Origin of the sequence: Niveibacterium sp. COAC-50, assembly GCF_013184235.1 — a bacterium.
GTDB classification, from domain to species: Bacteria; Pseudomonadota; Gammaproteobacteria; order Burkholderiales; family Rhodocyclaceae; genus Niveibacterium; species Niveibacterium microcysteis.
In genome coordinates this window covers 1,370,657-1,387,501 of sequence record NZ_JABCJM010000001.1, presented here as the reverse complement: position 1 = coordinate 1,387,501, position 16,845 = coordinate 1,370,657, and the positions used below count along the sequence as shown (strand labels likewise).

Below are 16,845 nucleotides of genomic sequence, written 5' to 3'. Positions count from 1 at the left end.
GGCGGGCCATTTCATCCCCCTGTTGCGCGAGGCGAGGCATACTGCCGCTCCCTCAAGCAAGACGGTTTGATCAGATGAAATCCATTTGCGTCTTCTGCGGTGCGCGTTCTGGCACGCGCCCGGTTTATCGGCAATCCGCCATCGCGCTCGGCAAACTGCTCGCCGAACAAGGCATCGAACTGGTGTGGGGTGGCGGTGACATCGGCCTGATGGGCATCGTGGCCGATGCGAGCCTCGAGTCGGGTGGGCGCGCTTTCGGTGTGATCCCCGATTTCATGGTTGAACGCGAACTGCAACACCGCGGCGCCACCGAGATGGTGGTCGTAGACTCCATGCACACGCGCAAGGCAGCGATGGCTGATCGCGCCGAAGGTTTCATCGCCCTCCCCGGCGGCTACGGCACACTGGATGAGCTATTTGAGATCCTCACCTGGGGCCAACTGCACATCCACCGCAAGCCGATAGGTTTGCTCAACGTGGAAGGCTTCTACGAGCCGCTGCTTGCCATGGTGCGGCACATGGTCAAGGAAGGCTTCGTGAAGCCGGAGAACCTCGATCTGTTCTGCGTCGGCGATACGCCAGCAGCCCTGCTGGCCGCGATGCGTGCGTGGCGCGCGCCGACTGGCGACTGGGTGCCCACCCTGAGCCCCCAACAGGGCTGATCGGCGCTACGCGGCACCGTCACATTGCCGTGATACACGCCGGCCAGAATCAGGGCATTGTCGGAGACGATGCCCATGTACAGCAGCGAACGACTGATCCTGTTTGACGCAGACGGCACCACCGTCGATGCCTTCGCGGCGATCGATCTCGCCTTTGCCCGCCATGGCATGGAAATTGGCGACCTCGAACGCTTCCAGAAGCGGCGCAAGCTCTTCAAGTACCTTGGCGGGATCAAGGAGTTCCCCGGCAACCTCAAGAAGCAGTTCGGCAAGCAGACCCGCAAGCAGGTGCTGGCAACGCTGACCGACATCTATCGCGACGAGGCCAGACTCTATCCGGGCATGGCCGAGCTGCTACGCGAGTTGATCGCTACTCCGGGCCTGCGGGTCGGCCTCGTCACCCGCAACGTCACCTTCGAACCTGCGCACACGTTGCGGCGCCTGTTTGCGCGGCACGATGTAGACCTGACTGCGCTGGACTTCGTCGCATGCCTTGCCCTCGGCGACGATAAGCGCCATCCGTTCCGCGTGGCGCGCGAACGGTTCGGCATCAACCCCGCGCGCAGCTATGCGTGTGGCGACGAGTTCAGCGACTTCAGTGCTGCAGTCGCCGCCGGCATGCACCCTTTCGTCGCTGCCTACGGGTTTGAGGACCACAAGCGCCTGACGAAGAAGTTCGATGTCCCGGACGAACTGATTTCCCGCACCCCGGCGGAGATCTGCTCGCGCGTGCGCAACGCGCTGGATCTGGAGCCGGCTGGCACCCCCTGAGCCCGAGGCCGGCAGAAAATGTCTGCCGCACGACCGCTGCCTTTGCAATCAGTCCGGTTGTGAAACAAACTGTCTGGTCATGACGACCCGACACAGTCACGCCGGCACGCCGAACCCGCTCCATTCGCTGATCGAGCCGCGCGCGCTGCTCGAAATTGCAGCCCTGCCCGCCGGGCTGCCGCTGCTTGCCAGCGCAGAGCGAGGCGATGGCCACCCTGTCCTGCTGTTGCCCGGCTTCCTCGGCGACGAGGGCTCCCTGCTCGCGCTCAAGTACTTCCTGCGCAACCGTGGCTACGACGTCCAAACCTGGGGCCTCGGGCGTAATCTTGGCTTCCAGACGCGTCACGCCAACGCGTTGCAGCAAAAGATCCGCTTCATGCACTTCAAGAGCGGCCGCAAGGTCAGCCTGGTCGGCTGGAGCCTCGGTGGCATGTTCGCCCTGTATGGCGCCAAAGCAGCGCCGGAATGCGTGCGCAACATCATCACGCTGGGCAGCCCTGTCAGCATGGGGCCCGAAGGCAGCCAGTCACCGCCGCTGGTAAAGGCCATCTATCGACTGATCGCCCACCCGCTTGGCACGCACGGCCACCTGGCGCAGCCCAAGGCGCGCGACCTGCGTGAGCAGAAACGGATGCCGATTCCGATGAGCTGCCTGTATTCGCTCAGCGACGGCGTGGTGCCGCCACAAGAGGCCACCATTGATGGCGACCCAACGCTGCACGAGAACATTCGCGTACCGGGCAGCCACCTTGGTCTGGCCTTCAACGCTGTTGTGCTCAACATCGTGGCCGATCGGCTCGCACAACCGGAAGGCGACTGGCACCCTTACGAACCGAGCGGCTTGACCGGCCGCCTCTACCGGCTGTTGACCCACAAGTCACTGCCGATCTGAAGCCACAACGACGCCATGCGACAACTCAGCGAACACGATGCCGCCTTCCTGTACTCGGACTCGGCGCATGCCAACTCCAACGTCACGCTGATCCACATCTACGATCAGTCGACGGCGCCCGGCGGGCGGGTTCGCTTCAAGGACATCCTCGCGCACATCGAAGGCCGGCTCCACCGCTCGCCCATCTTCCGGCAAAAGCTCAAGCGCCTGCCCTTCGACTTCGATTTTCCGTATTGGGTCGAAGACGATAACTTCGATCTGGAATTCCACGTCCGCCACATCGCGCTGCCCAAGCCGGGTGACTGGCGGCAGTTCTGTATCCAGGTCTCGCGTATTCACGCCCGCCCGCTGGACCTCAACCGGCCGCTTTGGGAGATGTACGTCATCGAGGGGCTGGACAGCTTCGTGGATCTGCCTCCCGGCAGCTTCGCGCTGGTGACCAAGCTTCACCACGCCGCGCTGGATGTGGAGGAAGGCAGCGAGATCACGTCCTTGCTCCACGACACGACGCCCAAACCGCATCCGCCCGAACCGCCTGAACCCTGGTTCCCGGAAACACCGCCGGGAGAGCTCTCGATGATGGCGCGCGGGCTCGTCGGAAGCGTCTGGCCGCCAAGCCGCCTGGTCCGCCCCGGCCTCAACCTCATGCGCACCCTGGCGCCAATGGTGACCACATTCGTCAACGACGTGCTCAACCGTCCGGCGCGGATCGCACTCACGCGCTTCAACGCGCCAGTTTCCCCGTACCGGGCCTTTGAGACCCGGCGATTCCCGCTCGACGATTTCAAGCGCATCCGCGATCTCGTGCCTGGCGCGCGGATCAACGATGCGGTGCTGGCGGTATGTGGCGGTGCGCTACGCCACTTTCTCGACATGCAAGGTGAATTGCCCTCAGTAAGCCTGTGGGCCATGGCGCCGGTCTACATGCGTGATGCGGAGAGCGAACCGGGCGCCCGTCGGGAGGTGGCGTGGATTCGCGTTCAGCTCGGCACCGACATCGCCGACCCGGTCGAACGCCTGCGTGCGATTCACGAGCAGACCGCCAGCGAACTGATGGAACGTGGTGTCGGCGCGCGTGAGCTGACCGACAGCCGCTTGCATGCCTCAGCCGCCACGCTCGCATTCACCAGCAAATTCCTGACACGCGCGGCAATGGAGGTCGACAAGCGCGCGCCGCGCGCGAACTGCACGATCACCAATGTGCCAGGGCCGGATGAACCGCTGTACCTGATCGGTGCGCGGATGACGTATTTCTCCGCCCTGATGCCAATCACCGACGGGCAGGGGCTGGTATTCGCCGTTACGAGCTACGACGACAAGATCATCGTGTCGCCGACCTTCTGTCGTGAACAGATGCCAGAGCCGGAAGTCTTCGCGCAGAGTGTGCGAGACAGCTTCCAGGAGTACCTGGCGATCGCCGACGCACGCCGCGCCACCAAGAGGGCGACCCCGACACGCAAGAAGGTCGCCAGCGCCAAGCTAATCCGTACCGGGCGCCCGGAAGCAACGGTCTCGTCGCGCCCAGCCTCACGCGCACGCGCTGCGGTGAAGCCACGCAGCGCTGTTCAGAAAGACTGATCAGCGCAGCAGCGCGACGTAAATACCGGCCAGCACGGCCGTCGTGATGACGCCGCTGATATTGGCGCCCAGGGCCTGCGGGAGGATCATCGCCGTGGGGGAAGCATCCGCTGCGAGCTTCTGAACCAGCTTCGCCGTCGTCGGCACGCAACTCACGCCAGCAACGCCCACCATCGGGTTGAAGCGGCCGCGGGTGAAAAAGTACATCGCATAGCCACCCGCGAGCCCGCCGAGGGCAGACAGCAGCAGCGCCAGCATGCCCAGCAACAGAAGCTTCAGCACCACCGGGTCGAGCAGCGTACCGGCTTCGCACAGCACACCCAGCGTCAGGCCGAGGAAGAGGGTCGCACCATAGAGAATCTGTTCCCCCAGCAACACCGTGTAATGCTTGAGGCCCGCCTCGCGCACCGCAACACCGATGAATAGCGACAGGAACAGTGGCGCCGCGACCGGAAATAGCAGGCACAGCAGTACGCACGCGGCAACCGCGAAGATCAGCTTGTGACCGGCGCTGATCTGCTTCACCGGCCCGTCGTCCATTGAAATGCCTCGCAGCCGTTCCGGCACAAGCGCCTTGATGATCCAGGGATAGGCGCCGTAGGTGAGGCCCAGGTAGAGGTAGCCGACTACCGTGATCGGCACGAACAAGTCGCGCGCCAACACCAGCGAAGCAAACAACACCATTGGCCCGTCTGCGCCGCCAATCAACGCAACCGATGCAGACTGCCCCGGCGTCATCCCCATCGCCATCGCGATCGGAAAGACGACCACCGTGCCCAGCTCGGCGCACAGCGCGAGAAACATGCTCTGGAACGGCCGCGCCATCACGTACCCGACATCGAGCAAGACGCCAATGCCCATGAAAACAAGGCACGCGATCAGACCGTTGCTGAACATCAGCGTATAGATCGGTTGCAGCCAGTCGATCTGCAACTGGTTCATCACCGCGTCCGTTCCGTTCGCGAGCGGGTCGACGAACAGCGTGCCAAACGTGCCCGGTTTGATGAACAGCACACCGGCGTTCACGGCGGCCATGCCGAGCCCCATCGGGATCATCAGAAGCTCTTCAAGAATCCCCCGCTTACCGAGCCAGACCAGGACACAGCCAAGCACGATCAGGGCAATGCGGCCCAGCGCGATCTTCGGTTCCGCCGCAATGAGTGTCGCCACCCCCTGAAACAGCTGCATGCTCAGTATGTCGTGCATCGCGCTTCTCTCAGCCGAGCCGCAAGAGCACTTGCCCAGCAGACACCGTATCGCCCGCAGCGACTTCAATCGACTTCACCGTTCCCGCGCTGCTGGCAAAGATCGCGTTCTTCATTTTCATCGCCTCGATCGTTGCGAGGCGATCGCCTGCCGCGACATGTTGACCGACTTTCACGCTAACCTCATCGACCGTCCCGCCTAGGTGGCTGACCACCGCACCCTGGGCCGGCGGCGACGCAGTCGGTGCGGCAGGCGCGCTGACGACGGCCGACGAAGGCTGCGCAAAGGCCTGCGCTGGCGAAGGCAGTGCAGTCTGCGGCGTGCCGTCCAGCTCCTCGACGGTCACCATGAATACCTGACCATCCACCGTTATGCGGAAGCTGCGCTCCATGCTTTGCCTCACTGACTGGGAGAACGACCCGGCGAACGGGCCAGATGATGGGAATCGTGCTGGGCTGCGCGCGCGCCGGACACCCATGTGTGTCCACGCTCGGCGGTTTCGATGCGAACGATCCGGTAGTTGCCCAGGACCTCGTTGAGTGCAGCGCTGATGGCGGCCACTTGAGCGGCCGTCGGCGATGTGGGCTGAGGCGCCACCGAAGGCGGCGCCGAGGACACCATCGTCACCTGCCGGCGTCGTGTCACATCGAGCGTGACCACAAGCAGATGGATGAGCCCCGCAACGGCAAAGCTCACAACTGCAGCGAGCAAGTAAATCTGGATCGTGATCGGCAGACTCATGGCGGCGTTACAGCGGAATGTTGCCGTGCTTCTTGGCCGGCCGGCGTTCGCGTTTGGCCAGCGTCTTGCGCAACGCAAGCCGCAGCGCAGCCCGGGTCTCGGAGGGCTGGATCACATCCGTGATGTAGCCGCGCGCGGCGGAGGCATACGGCGACGCAAACTCAGCGCGGTAAGCCGCGGCATATTCCGCCGCCTTCTCTGCGCGATCCTCGGTCTGTTCAATCTCGCGACGGTAGAGCAGCTTCACCGCTGCGTCTGCGCCCATCACGGCGATCTCGGCAGTCGGCCAGGCGAACACCATGTCCGCGCCCATCTCCTGGCTACACATCGCGAGGTAGGAACCGCCGTAGGCCTTGCGCAGCACCAGCGTGATCTTCGGCACCGTGCAGGATGCGTATGCGAACAACAGCTTCGCGCCATGCCGGATGATGGCCCCCCGCTCCTGCTCGACACCGGGCAAAAAGCCCGGCACATCGACAAACGTGACCAGCGGAATGTTGAAGGCATTGCAGAAGCGGATAAAACGCGATGCCTTGTCTGACGCGTTGATGTCCAGCGCCCCGGCCATCACCTGCGGCTGGTTCGCGACGATGCCGACAACGACGCCGCCGATTCGCGCGAGTCCGACGATGACGTTGCGCGCAAAGCTCGCATGCACCTCAAGCAGCTCGCCATCGTCGACGATGCGGCGGATCACGGCCGGCATGTCCAACGGCTCGTTCGCCTGATCCGGAATCAGCGCATCGATCGCGTCGTCGTGTGACAGATCCAGCCCTGGGTCGAGCCGGTGTGGTGGATCTTCGGTGTTGTTGGCCGGCAGATAGGAGAGCAGCGAACGGATGATCGCGATCGCGTGCGCATCGTCCTCAGCAAGGAAGTGAACATTGCCGCTCACTGCCGCATGCATCTCGGCACCGCCGACTTCGTCCATCGTCGTCTCGTGCCCCGTCACAGCCTTGATGACCTCAGGGCCGGTGATGAACATCTGCGCATTGCGGCGCGTCATCACGATGAAGTCCATCAGCGCCGGCGAATAAGCGGCTCCACCGGCACACGGCCCCAGTACCGCCGCGATCTGCGGCACCACTCCTGAAAGCAGTACGTTCGCGTAGAACACTTCACCGTAGCCAGAAAGGGCCTCGACACCTTCCTGAATACGGGCGCCGCCCGAATCCTTGAACGCAACGAGCGGAATGCCCTGCGCCAGCGCGAAATTCATCAACCGGACGATCTTGTTCGCGTGCGCCTTGCCCAGCGTGCCCGCGCAGACCGTGAAGTCCTGGCTGAACGCGGCAACATGCTGCCCGTCGACAAAGCCGGTGCCGGTGACCACCCCGTCGGAGGGGAGTGTCTTGCCTTCCATGCCGAAGGCATGCGCGTCATGCGTTACATGCGCGCCGAATTCCTGGAAGGTGCCTTGCTGGAAAAGCGTGTCGAGGCGCTCGCGAGCGCCTAGCTGGCCTTTCTTGTGGCGCTGCTCAAGCTTGTCGGCACCGCCCGCAAGCAGAATGGCTGCGCGCCGCTCCTCAAGGAGCTGTGCCAGTTTTGGGGGAAGAGTCATGACGGCCTCGCGTTCCCGCAGCCGCCTGCATTGGGCGGCTCACGCAGGACACGCTACGCCGCAGCGAGTGTCGTCCGCTTGACAGTCATCAATCCCGGAAGGACAAATGCACCAATCAGCGGCCGTAGAGGTCGCGGGCGGCGCCTTGCAGGTCGCGGCGGAGTTGCCGGCGCTCTTCTGCACTAAGCCGCCTTACGGCGGGGGTGGGTTCGCTGTCGTAGCGCGCATCAAGCCTGCCGGGTCGCCGGCTATCGTCAAAGCGATCGGCCTGGTGTTCGCGCCAGTCATCCCGGCGCTGCTCCTGACGCTCGGCCCGTAACTCTTCACGCAAGCCTGACTGCGTTGAACGTTTCTCGAAGTTGTGGCCAAAGCGTAAGCCCTCGGCCACCGCTGGATGAGCGAACGCCAGCAGCAGTGCTGTAAAAGCCCCGCTTCCCACGCTCCGCCACATCACCTTCACCATTCGAATCCCCTGCTTGTGCGGGATGACATCCACGCTTTTCATGGACGCATCTTCACCGCTCGCCGCGAATGATATGTTTGGCGATGGCCGTTCCTTGTTACGAGGTGTTTCATGTCGCACTTTCCGCAACGAACCTTTACCTGCCATGCGCTGGCGACCGCGGCGATGAGCCGTTAGCATGTAGCCCATGGAAACCAAAGAACGCCACCGTATCCTGATCGTCGATGACGATGCACGCCTGCGCAACCTGCTGGAGCGCTATCTTGAGGAACAAGGTTTCGGCGTGAAGGCCGTGGCCGACGCCCCGGCCATGGACCGCGCGCTGACCCGCGAACACGCCGACCTGCTGGTGCTGGACCTGATGCTGCCGGGCGAAGACGGCCTTTCCATCTGCCGCCGCCTGCGCGGCAACGGCAGCGAGCTGCCGATCATCATGCTGACCGCCAAGGGCGACGAAGTCGATCGGATCGTTGGCCTGGAAATGGGGGCTGACGACTACCTGCCCAAGCCCTTCAACCCGCGCGAGCTGGTGGCGCGAATCCACGCTGTGCTGCGCCGCAAGCCACGCACGCCGCCGGGTGCGCCAGCCGAAGACGAAGAGGTCGTCAGTTTTGGTCGTGTCACGGTCAACCTCGGCACGCGTTCACTTACGCGTGACGGCGAGGAAATGCCGCTTACAACGGGCGAGTTCGCGCTGCTCAAGGTGCTTTTGCAGCACCCGCGTCAGCCGCTGTCGCGCGACAAACTGATGGAACTGGCACGTGGTCGTGAGTACGACGCGTTCGATCGCTCGATTGACGTGCAGATCTCGCGTCTGCGCAAACTGGTCGAAGAAGAGGCTTCACGGCCCCGTTACCTGCAAACGGTCTGGGGCTTTGGCTATGTCTTCGTGCCGGATGGTCAGCGCAGCAGCTGACGCCCATCGTTAAGTGGTGATTCGCTTTGCGCCCAGCAGCCTGCTGTGGCGCACCTTCTTCCTGATCGCGCTGCTGATCGGCCTCGCGCTGGCTGCGTGGTACCAGCTGTTCGTGCGTTTCGAATCGGAGCCGCGCGCACGCCAGCTCGGCCAGATGTTAGTCAGCGTGGTCAATCTGACTCGCGCCGCTTTGGTCAATGCCGATCCGCTGCTGCGCCTTGCGCTGTTGCGCGATCTGTCGGTCCAGGAAGGGATCCGCATCTACCCAGCGGAACCCGGCGACGAGCTGGGGCCGCTTCCCGATTCCCCGACGATTCGTGTGATCGCCGCCGAAGTCAGCCGCCAGCTCGGCAGCGAAACCCGTTTCGCTGGCAGCCGTGAAGGCATCGAAGGCATCTGGGTCAGCTTCCGGATCGACCCGGATGATCCGAACGATCTGTTCTGGGTGATGTTGCCGCGCGAGCGCTTTGAACGTGTCCGTACCGCTGAATGGCTGGGATGGGGCATTGCCGCGGGCATTCTCGCGATGCTGGGCGCTTACCTGATCGTGCGGCGCGTTGCCGGGCCGATGGCACAAATTGCGGCGGCGGCACGGATGGTGGGTCGTGGCGAGCCACCGCCTCGCCTGCCGGAAGAAGGCCCGAGCGAAATCAACGAAGTGAGCCGCGCGTTCAACCAGATGTCGGAGAGTCTCGCGCAGCTCGAATCCGACCGTGCGCTGATCCTCGCCGGCGTATCGCATGACCTGCGCACGCCGCTGGCACGCCTTCGCCTCGGGATCGAGATGACCGGCGCGCACCCGGACGACATTGAAGCGATGTCCACCGACGTCGAGGAAATGGACAAGATCATCGGGCAGTTCCTCGATTTTGCTCGCGGCAGCGCCGATGAATCGATGGCCGAACTCGACGGCGCTGCCCTCGCGAACGACCTGATCCAGAGCTATCAACGGCGGGGCCTGGCAAATGTCGTCGCCGGCGAGATCACGGGCACCACGCTGCCATTCCACGGAAAACCCAAAGCGCTGCGGCGCGCAATCTCGAATCTGATCGACAATGCCCTTCGCTACGCCGGCCACGAGAAGCCCGTCGAAGTGGGCTGCGAACGTCGCGGCGGGCAACTGATCTTCTCGGTCAAGGATCGCGGCCCCGGCATTCCGCCTGATCAGGTCGAGCGCCTCAAACGCCCCTTTACCCGCCTTGAGGCTGCGCGGACCGATGCGATGGGGTCTGGTCTGGGGCTTGCGATCGTCGATCGGGTCGCACGTGCCCACGGCGGACGTCTGGATCTGCTGCCGCGTGAAGGCGGCGGACTCGCTGCTCAAATCCTGGTTCAGCAGGCTTCGCGCACCACAAGCAACGCGTAACGACGACATCGCTATAATGGCCGGCTGATATGAAGATACTTTTCGACCTTCTCCCCGTTCTGCTGTTCTTCATCGCCTACAAGTTCGCCGACATCTACGTCGCGACGGGTGTGGCGGTGGCAGCAACGGTACTGCAGCTCGCGTGGGCTTATTTCATCCATCGCAAGGTCGAACCGATGATGTGGTTCTCGGCCGTTGTCGTTGTGATCTTCGGCACGCTGACCTTGGTACTGCACGATCCGACGTTCATCAAATGGAAGCCGACGATCATCTACTGGGGCATGGCCATCGCGATGGTCGTCACCCAGTGGGGATTTCGTCGCAATCCGATGCAAGCGATCTTCGGCTCTCAGCTGGAACTCCCTGAAGAGGCCTGGAGCAAGCTGAATTACTCCTGGATGGCGTTCTTCGCTGTGATGGGCGTGATCAACATCGCAGTGGCTTATCGCTTTTCAGAACAGACCTGGGTCAACTTCAAGCTGTTTGGGGGGACCGGGTTGATGCTCGTTTTCGTGGTGGCGCAAAGCTTGATGCTTTCGCGCTACCTTGATGAGGAAAAGAAGTAATGCTGTACGCCCTGATGGGTGAAGACACCCCGAACAGCCTCGATAAACGGCTCGCTGCACGCCCCGCTCATTTGGCGCGCCTCCAGGCGCTTGCTGATGCTGGCCGCTTGTTGTTGGCCGGCCCCATGCCTGCAATCGATAGCCCTGATCCGGGCCCCGCAGGTTTTGTCGGCAGCCTGATCGTCGCAGAATTCGCGAGCCAAGCCGAAGCCGAGGCCTGGATGGCACAAGATCCGTACGTGACCGATGGCGTCTTTGTCAGCACCGTCGTTCGACCCTTCAAGCGCGTACTCCCCTGATGACCACCCTGATCGACGAAATCCGGTCGCGTCTGACCGAACTGGATCCGCTTGCGCTCACGCTCGAAGATGAGAGCGCGCGCCATGCGGGCCACGCCGGGGCCGCGGGCGGCGGCGGGCACTTTCGCCTGCACATCGTTTCTCACCAGTTTTCCGGCAAGTCGCGGATCGCTCGCCATCGCGCGGTGTATGCACGACTCGCCGACATGATTCCGGCCAGGATTCACGCGCTCGCCATCGACGCGCGAACCCCGGATGAATCTGCCTCACCCCACGCTTGACCAAACCAGAGGAACTCCATGAAACGTGAAATCAGCCGACTGCTCGTCGGTATCGTTGCCGCCGCGATCTCGGTTGCGGCCTCCGCCGATGACAAGGCTGCCGCAAAACCGGCTGCCGCTCCGGCTGCCAAGTCTTCTGGCCCCGTTGCTACGGTGAATGGCGTTGCCATCCCGCAGGCACAGGCCGACCTGTTCATGCAAGAGCAGATGCAGCGCGGTGCGCCTGACAATGCTGAAGTGCGCAACGCGATCCGCGAAGAGCTGGTCCGTCGTGAAGTGATCGCCCAGGAAGCGAAGAAGAAGGGTGTCGACAAGAACCCGCGCTTCCAGACCGCAATGCAGCTGATGCAGCGCTCGGCCCTGGTCGGCGCCTACCTCGAAGACTACGTCAAGACGCATCCGATTCCGGAAGCCGACGTGAAGAAGGCCTACGACGAGCTCGTCGCCAAGAGCGCCAAGAAGGAATACAAGGCCCGCCACATCCTCGTCGAGAAGGAAGACGACGCCAAGGCGATCATCACCAAGCTCAAGGGCGGCGCCAAATTCGCCGACCTGGCGAAGGACAGCAAGGACACCGGCTCCAAGGACAACGGTGGCGACCTCGGCTGGAATTCGCCGGATGCCTACGTTAAGCCGTTTGGCGAAGCGCTCGGCAAGCTGCAGAAGGGCAAGTACACGACCGAGCCGGTCAAGACCGATTTCGGCTACCACGTGATCCTGCTGGACGACTCGCGTGACGCAACGCCGCCGGCCTATGACCAGGTCAAGGCCAACATCCAGCAGCGTCTGCAACAGCAAGCCGTCGAAAAGCACATCGGCGAGCTAAAGAAGGCCGCCAAGATCCAGTAAGCGGATTTCTGCGCATCAACAAAACGGCCCTCGCGGGCCGTTTTGCTTTTGTGCGCTCAGTCCGTTCTGGCCGGCGGCGGCAGCGTCTCGAGGAAGGCAACCGCGTCGGACGAGCGACGCGTGCGAGCCATTGGCGGCAGGCTTTGCCAGACGCGCCGGCCATAGGGTTTGTCGATCATGCGCGGGTCGCAGATCATCAAGACGCCGCGGTCGCGCTCGGTGCGGATCAGACGCCCTGCCCCCTGCTTGACGTTGATCACCGATCGCGGCAGCTGGTAATCCATGAAGGGGTTTCGCCCCTCAGAACGCATCCATTCGATACGCGCGGCCAGCACCGGATCATCCGGCGGTGCGAAGGGCAGCTTGTCGATCACGACGAGCGACAACGCGTCGCCCGGCACATCGACGCCCTCCCAGAAACTCTGGCTGGCGACCAGCACCGCGTTACCCAACTTGCGGAAACGCTCAAGCAATTCGCTGCGCGAACCCTGCCCTTGCATCAGCAGCGGGAAATCCAGCGCCTCGCGCTCAAAACGGCTCGCAAGCTGCTCATGGATGCGCTGCATCGCGCGTAAAGCCGTACAAAGGACGAAGGTACGCCCCTGTGCAGCACGTATCGCGGGCAGCGCAGCTTCGACCACCGCGTCCACATAGCCGGGGCTGTTCGGGTCGGGCATGCCTTCTGGTGCGTACAGCAAGGCCTGCGTGGCGTAATCGAACGGGCTGCCCCACACCGCGGTGTCGGGTGGCGGTTCCAGCGCGTCGAGGCCGAGTTCCTCGCAGTAGTGCCGGAAATCGCGCCCAACCGCGAGCGTGGCCGAGGTAAAGATCCACGAACGCGCGGTGCCTTCCAGCTGTTTGCGGAAGAGTCCGGCCACATGCAGCGGTGTGGCGTTGAGCGACGCAGACTGGCTATACACCTCGGCCCAGCGAACGATTTCCGGCCCCGGCGGCATACGCCAGCGCGTGATGCGTTCCGCGATTTCGGAGGTGCGCTGCCAGCAGCGTTCAAGGCCCTCGGAGCGTTCAGCCTGCGTTTCGAGCAGGGCGGCAAAAGCGTCCATCTCCCGAACCAGCGAATCGAGCGCCGGCTCGAGACCTTTCAAACTGCCGAGTTGATTCCAGCCGAGCCGTTGGTTGTCACCCGGGAAGGCAAGCCGCAGATCGCGGGCCGCCTTTTCCAGCGTACGGGTCGCATCCTGCAAGGGCATGAAATCCTTGGCGCCGGCAATTGCCTCGTTGCGAGTGTCACGCGCGAGATCCAGCAGTTGCCCGGTCGAGATACTCTCACCGAAGAACAGGCTGGCCGTCTCGGGCAGTTGGTGCGCTTCGTCGAAGATCACCGTATTGCAGGCCGGCAGCAACTCAGCGAGGCCGGTGTCGCGCAGCATCACATCAGCAAAGAAGAGGTGGTGATTGACCACTACGACCTCGGCTTCTTGCGCAGCGCGGCGCGCGGCGAGGACGAAGCATTCCTTGACGCTCGGACAGTCCTGCCCGAGGCAGTTGTCGCGTGTCGAGGTGACTTGTTGCCACACCCCAGCGTCTTCGGAAACGTCCGGGCACTCGGCCTTATCGCCGGTTGAGGTGTGCTTGGCCCAGCGTACGATTTTGGGCAAATGCAGTGCATCTTCGCGGGTGGCGAATCGGCCATCGCTCTGTGCCCGCTCCAGGTGATAGTGGCACAGATAGTTCGCACGCCCTTTGAGCAGCGCGACGCTGACCGGCACGCGTAGCGCGTCGCGCACCGCAGGCAGATCGCGATGGAACAGCTGGTCCTGCAGCGTCTTGGTGCCGGTGGAGACGATCACCTTGCCGCCGGAGAGCAGCGCCGGCACGAGGTAGGCAAAGGTCTTCCCGGTGCCGGTGCCGGCTTCGGCGACGAGCACCCGATTGCCCTTGATGGCGTCGGCGATCGCCTGCGCCATCTCGAACTGTTGAGGCCGCGGCCGGTAACCGGCAATGCGTTGGGCGAGCGCGCCGTCTTCGGCGAAGTAGCTGGAGAGTTCTTTCATGGCGGCGGGCGCGTGGGTCGGCGATGTTAGCACGGCCGATGGACGACCCTGGCCGCCGCAGGCCGATCACACTGGGCGATGGCGCTCCGCCAGATACTCGCGCGAGCGCATCTCGATCAGGCGCGATACGGTGCGGGGGAATTCCTGCGCATTCGGCCCCTCGCGATAAAGATCAGGCGCTTCGGCTTCCGCGCTGATAATCAGCTTCACGCGACAGTCGTAGAGCACATCGACAAGCCAGGTAAAACGCCGTGCCTCGTTGCCGTTGTCGCGCGTCATGACCGGAATGTCGGACAGGAATATCGTGTGGTAGCGCCGGGCAAGGTCAAGGTAGTCATTTTGCGAGCGAGGGCCGCCGCAAAGCGTCGCAAAATCGAACCACACCGTACCTTCATGCAGGCGCCGTACCGGAATCTGGCGATCGAGCAATTCGATCTCGCCCGGCATGCCCTTGCCACCGGCCACCTGCCTGAATTCATTGGCCAACTGCTCGTCCGCATTGGCGCCTGCTGGCACGATGTAGATGTTCATGCGCTCAAGCGCGCGCAAGCGGTAGTCCGTGCCCTGATCAACTTCGAGCACATCGAAGCGCCGCTTGATCAGGTCGATGGTTGGCAGGAAATTCTGCCGTTGCAGGCCATTCGGATAGAGGCCGTCCGGCGGGTAATTCGAGGTCATCACGAACACCACACCGCGTGCGAACAGGGCGTCCAGCAGACGGCCGAGAATCATCGCGTCGGCGATGTCAGAAACGTGGAACTCGTCGAAGCACATCAGCCGCGTTTGGCGGGCAATCGTCTCGGCCACGCGGATCAGCGGGTCTTCGTTGTCCTTGAAGCTGCGCAGCAGCTCATGCACTTCCCGCATGAACGCATGGAAGTGAACCCGACGCTTGCGCTGGTAAGGCACCGCGTCGAAGAAGCAGTCCATGATGAAGCTCTTGCCGCGCCCAACCCCCCCCCAGAGATAAACGCTGCGTGGCGGGTGCGGGTTGAACACCAGCTTGCGCAAGCGCGTTCGGCGAACTGCCTTGAAGGCCAGCAGATCGGTGTAGAGATCCTGCAAACGCGCGATGGCGCCGCGTTGTGCCGCGTCGGCCTTGTACCCACGGGCCTTCAGCAGGGATTCATAGGCGTCGCGGACGCCAAATTCGGGAACGTTGAGGATGCGGTGCGGCATGGCTGCTGCGTATCGAAATAGAAAACGGCCGTTCTCGGTCGATAGACCGGTGAACGGCCGTCCGGTTGCAATGCTTTAGAAGTGCAGCGAACGCTTGTCGACTGCCAGCGCGGCTTCGTGCATCACTTCCGACAGGGTCGGGTGGGCATGGGCGGTGCGGGCCAGGTCTTCAGACGACGCGCCGAACTCCATCGCAACGACGGCCTCGGCGATCAGCTCCGACGCGTTGGTGCCGATGATGTGAGCACCGAGGATCTGATCAGTCTCGGCATGCGCCAGAACCTTCACAAAACCCGTGGTGTCGCCCTGCCCCAAGGCACGGCCGTTCGCCATGAACGGGATTTGGCCCGCCTTGAACGGAATACCCGCGGCCTTCAGATCCTGCTCGGTCTTGCCGACCCAGGCGATCTCCGGCTGGGTGTAGATGACCCACGGAATCGTGTCGTAGTTGCAGTGCCCCGCCTGACCGGCGATGCATTCGGCCACCATGACGCCCTCTTCCATGCCCTTGTGCGCCAGCATCGGCCCCCGCACCACATCGCCGACCGCCCATACGTTGCGTAGATTGGTCGAGCAGTGATCGTCGACTTCGATTCGGCCACGGGCATCAAGCTTGAGCCCGACGGCGGCCGCGTTGAGCCCTTCGGTGTTCGGCGTACGGCCCACCGCCACGACCAGCTTGTCGAACTCAAGGACCTGGTCGCCTTCGTCGTTCTCGTACTTCACCGAGACCGTGTTGGGGCCGGTCGTCACTTCCTTGATCTGTACGCCAAGCTGGATGTTCAAACCCTGCTTCTTCGTGAAGACTTTCCAGGCTTCCTTCGCCACCGCCTGATCGGCTGCCGCCAGGAAGTCCGGCAGCGCCTCAAGAATGGTGACCTCGGAGCCAAGGCGCTTCCAGACGCTGCCCATTTCAAGGCCGATCACCCCAGCACCGATCACGCCCAGGCGCTTCGGTACGGACTCCGTCTTGAGCGCGCCTTCGTTATCGACGATGTTGACGTTGTCGACCGGAATCCCCGGCAGATGCCGCGCACGCGAACCGGTGGCAACGATCACATGCTTGGCGACGACATCTTCGTTGCCAACCTTCATCTTCCAGAGGCCGTCGGCCTCCGCGACGAAGCTGCCGTGACCGGCAAGGAAGGTGACCTTGTACTTCTTGAACAGCCCTTTGATGCCGCTGGTGAGCTGCGTGACGATGTTGTCCTTGCGGCGGATCATCGAGGGCACATCGATCGACACACCTTCGACCTTGATGCCATGCATCACGAAGGCGTGGGTTGCGTGATCGTAGAGTTCCGACGAATACAACAGCGCCTTCGACGGGATGCAGCCGACGTTAAGGCAGGTGCCACCCAGACGCGGCTCGCCTTTCGGGTCGGCATACGCCGCAGATTCGCAACAGGCTGCCTTCAGCCCCAACTGCGCCGCACGGATGGCGGCGACGTAACCAGCGGGCCCGCCGCCGATCACCAGTACATCGAATTCCTGAGCCAT

The 16,845-nt window shown here is 63.1% G+C and carries 18 protein-coding genes; 10 read left to right on the top strand and 8 right to left on the bottom strand.

The window, feature by feature from the left end:
• Positions 1–74 precede the first annotated feature (74 nt).
• The 4 genes from HH302_RS06190 (at position 75) to HH302_RS06175 (ending at position 3,903) form a co-directional block, all read left to right on the top strand.
• Positions 75–662: a TIGR00730 family Rossman fold protein gene (locus HH302_RS06190; RefSeq protein WP_172199694.1), complete on the top strand. Its 588-nt coding sequence runs from the start codon at positions 75–77 to the stop codon at positions 660–662.
• Positions 663–737: 75 nt separating this feature from the next.
• On the top strand, positions 738–1,433 hold the full coding sequence (locus tag HH302_RS06185) for an HAD family hydrolase (RefSeq protein ID WP_172199691.1): 696 nt from the start codon (positions 738–740) through the stop codon (positions 1,431–1,433).
• Positions 1,434–1,512: 79 nt separating this feature from the next.
• Positions 1,513–2,325 carry a triacylglycerol lipase gene (locus tag HH302_RS06180; protein ID WP_172199688.1) on the top strand — a complete coding sequence of 271 codons (813 nt, stop codon included), beginning with the start codon at positions 1,513–1,515 and terminating at the stop codon, positions 2,323–2,325.
• Between the two features lie 15 nt (positions 2,326–2,340).
• On the top strand, positions 2,341–3,903 hold the full coding sequence (locus tag HH302_RS06175; protein WP_172199685.1) for a wax ester/triacylglycerol synthase family O-acyltransferase: 1,563 nt from the start codon (positions 2,341–2,343) through the stop codon (positions 3,901–3,903).
• On the opposite strand, the gene HH302_RS06170 is transcribed toward HH302_RS06175, so the two are convergent.
• From HH302_RS06170 to HH302_RS06150, 5 genes are all read right to left on the bottom strand, one after another.
• Positions 3,904–5,109, bottom strand: coding sequence for a sodium ion-translocating decarboxylase subunit beta (locus tag HH302_RS06170; protein ID WP_172199682.1), 1,206 nt, complete (start codon positions 5,107–5,109; stop codon positions 3,904–3,906).
• A gap of 10 nt (positions 5,110–5,119) precedes the next feature.
• The gene (locus tag HH302_RS06165; RefSeq protein ID WP_172199679.1) at positions 5,120–5,500 is read right to left on the bottom strand and encodes a biotin/lipoyl-containing protein; all 381 of its coding nucleotides are present in this window, start codon (positions 5,498–5,500) and stop codon (positions 5,120–5,122) included.
• A gap of 8 nt (positions 5,501–5,508) precedes the next feature.
• Entirely contained in the window at positions 5,509–5,850 is a 342-nt protein-coding gene (locus HH302_RS06160) for a hypothetical protein (RefSeq protein WP_172199676.1), read from the bottom strand.
• Between the two features lie 7 nt (positions 5,851–5,857).
• Positions 5,858–7,411 carry an acyl-CoA carboxylase subunit beta gene (locus HH302_RS06155; protein WP_172199673.1) on the bottom strand — a complete coding sequence of 518 codons (1,554 nt, stop codon included), beginning with the start codon at positions 7,409–7,411 and terminating at the stop codon, positions 5,858–5,860.
• Positions 7,412–7,526: 115 nt separating this feature from the next.
• A complete protein-coding gene (locus tag HH302_RS06150) occupies positions 7,527–7,916 on the bottom strand; it encodes a hypothetical protein (protein WP_172199670.1) in 390 nt (129 codons plus the stop codon).
• A 145-nt stretch (positions 7,917–8,061) separates the two neighbouring features.
• On the opposite strand from HH302_RS06150, the gene ompR reads away from it, so the two are divergent.
• The 6 genes from ompR to HH302_RS06120 are packed head-to-tail and all read left to right on the top strand — an operon-like array spanning position 8,062 to position 12,151.
• A complete protein-coding gene (ompR, locus tag HH302_RS06145) occupies positions 8,062–8,790 on the top strand; it encodes a two-component system response regulator OmpR (protein ID WP_172199667.1) in 729 nt (242 codons plus the stop codon).
• A gap of 13 nt (positions 8,791–8,803) precedes the next feature.
• Positions 8,804–10,156 carry an ATP-binding protein gene (locus tag HH302_RS06140; RefSeq protein WP_172199648.1) on the top strand — a complete coding sequence of 451 codons (1,353 nt, stop codon included), beginning with the start codon at positions 8,804–8,806 and terminating at the stop codon, positions 10,154–10,156.
• Positions 10,157–10,185: 29 nt separating this feature from the next.
• Entirely contained in the window at positions 10,186–10,722 is a 537-nt protein-coding gene (locus HH302_RS06135; protein ID WP_172199645.1) for a septation protein A, read from the top strand.
• Positions 10,722–11,021 (top strand): YciI family protein, encoded by a 300-nt coding sequence (locus HH302_RS06130; protein WP_172199642.1) that lies wholly within the window; start codon positions 10,722–10,724, stop codon positions 11,019–11,021. Before HH302_RS06135 ends, HH302_RS06130 begins: the two co-directional genes overlap by 1 nt.
• The gene (locus HH302_RS06125; RefSeq protein WP_172199639.1) at positions 11,021–11,302 is read left to right on the top strand and encodes a BolA family transcriptional regulator; all 282 of its coding nucleotides are present in this window, start codon (positions 11,021–11,023) and stop codon (positions 11,300–11,302) included. Before HH302_RS06130 ends, HH302_RS06125 begins: the two co-directional genes overlap by 1 nt.
• Positions 11,303–11,320: 18 nt before the next feature.
• Positions 11,321–12,151 (top strand): peptidylprolyl isomerase, encoded by an 831-nt coding sequence (locus tag HH302_RS06120; protein WP_172199636.1) that lies wholly within the window; start codon positions 11,321–11,323, stop codon positions 12,149–12,151.
• 56 nt (positions 12,152–12,207) lie between these two features.
• Here HH302_RS06120 and HH302_RS06115 read toward each other — a convergent pair whose 3' ends face one another.
• The 3 genes from HH302_RS06115 to lpdA form a co-directional block, all read right to left on the bottom strand.
• Positions 12,208–14,166 (bottom strand): ATP-dependent DNA helicase, encoded by a 1,959-nt coding sequence (locus HH302_RS06115; RefSeq protein ID WP_172199633.1) that lies wholly within the window; start codon positions 14,164–14,166, stop codon positions 12,208–12,210.
• 66 nt (positions 14,167–14,232) lie between these two features.
• Entirely contained in the window at positions 14,233–15,345 is a 1,113-nt protein-coding gene (zapE, locus tag HH302_RS06110) for a cell division protein ZapE (protein WP_172199630.1), read from the bottom strand.
• A gap of 75 nt (positions 15,346–15,420) precedes the next feature.
• Complete coding sequence (gene lpdA / locus HH302_RS06105) at positions 15,421–16,845, bottom strand: dihydrolipoyl dehydrogenase (protein ID WP_172199627.1); 1,425 nt, start codon at positions 16,843–16,845, stop codon at positions 15,421–15,423.

What these genes read in the sequence shown, in the direction of transcription:
- HH302_RS06190 (WP_172199694.1), top strand. Translation starts at nt 75, where the DNA reads ATGAAATCCATTTGCGTCTTCTGCGGTGCGCGTTCTGGCACGCGCCCG.
- HH302_RS06185 (WP_172199691.1), top strand. Translation starts at nt 738, where the DNA reads ATGTACAGCAGCGAACGACTGATCCTGTTTGACGCAGACGGCACCACC.
- HH302_RS06180 (WP_172199688.1), top strand. Translation starts at nt 1,513, where the DNA reads ATGACGACCCGACACAGTCACGCCGGCACGCCGAACCCGCTCCATTCG.
- HH302_RS06175 (WP_172199685.1), top strand. Translation starts at nt 2,341, where the DNA reads ATGCGACAACTCAGCGAACACGATGCCGCCTTCCTGTACTCGGACTCG.
- HH302_RS06170 (WP_172199682.1), bottom strand. Translation starts at nt 5,109, where the DNA reads ATGCACGACATACTGAGCATGCAGCTGTTTCAGGGGGTGGCGACACTC.
- HH302_RS06165 (WP_172199679.1), bottom strand. Translation starts at nt 5,500, where the DNA reads ATGGAGCGCAGCTTCCGCATAACGGTGGATGGTCAGGTATTCATGGTG.
- HH302_RS06160 (WP_172199676.1), bottom strand. Translation starts at nt 5,850, where the DNA reads ATGAGTCTGCCGATCACGATCCAGATTTACTTGCTCGCTGCAGTTGTG.
- HH302_RS06155 (WP_172199673.1), bottom strand. Translation starts at nt 7,411, where the DNA reads ATGACTCTTCCCCCAAAACTGGCACAGCTCCTTGAGGAGCGGCGCGCA.
- HH302_RS06150 (WP_172199670.1), bottom strand. Translation starts at nt 7,916, where the DNA reads ATGAAAAGCGTGGATGTCATCCCGCACAAGCAGGGGATTCGAATGGTG.
- ompR (WP_172199667.1), top strand. Translation starts at nt 8,062, where the DNA reads ATGGAAACCAAAGAACGCCACCGTATCCTGATCGTCGATGACGATGCA.
- HH302_RS06135 (WP_172199645.1), top strand. Translation starts at nt 10,186, where the DNA reads ATGAAGATACTTTTCGACCTTCTCCCCGTTCTGCTGTTCTTCATCGCC.
- HH302_RS06130 (WP_172199642.1), top strand. Translation starts at nt 10,722, where the DNA reads ATGCTGTACGCCCTGATGGGTGAAGACACCCCGAACAGCCTCGATAAA.
- HH302_RS06125 (WP_172199639.1), top strand. Translation starts at nt 11,021, where the DNA reads ATGACCACCCTGATCGACGAAATCCGGTCGCGTCTGACCGAACTGGAT.
- HH302_RS06120 (WP_172199636.1), top strand. Translation starts at nt 11,321, where the DNA reads ATGAAACGTGAAATCAGCCGACTGCTCGTCGGTATCGTTGCCGCCGCG.
- HH302_RS06115 (WP_172199633.1), bottom strand. Translation starts at nt 14,166, where the DNA reads ATGAAAGAACTCTCCAGCTACTTCGCCGAAGACGGCGCGCTCGCCCAA.
- zapE (WP_172199630.1), bottom strand. Translation starts at nt 15,345, where the DNA reads ATGCCGCACCGCATCCTCAACGTTCCCGAATTTGGCGTCCGCGACGCC.
- lpdA (WP_172199627.1), bottom strand. Translation starts at nt 16,845, where the DNA reads ATGGCTCAGGAATTCGATGTACTGGTGATCGGCGGCGGGCCCGCTGGT.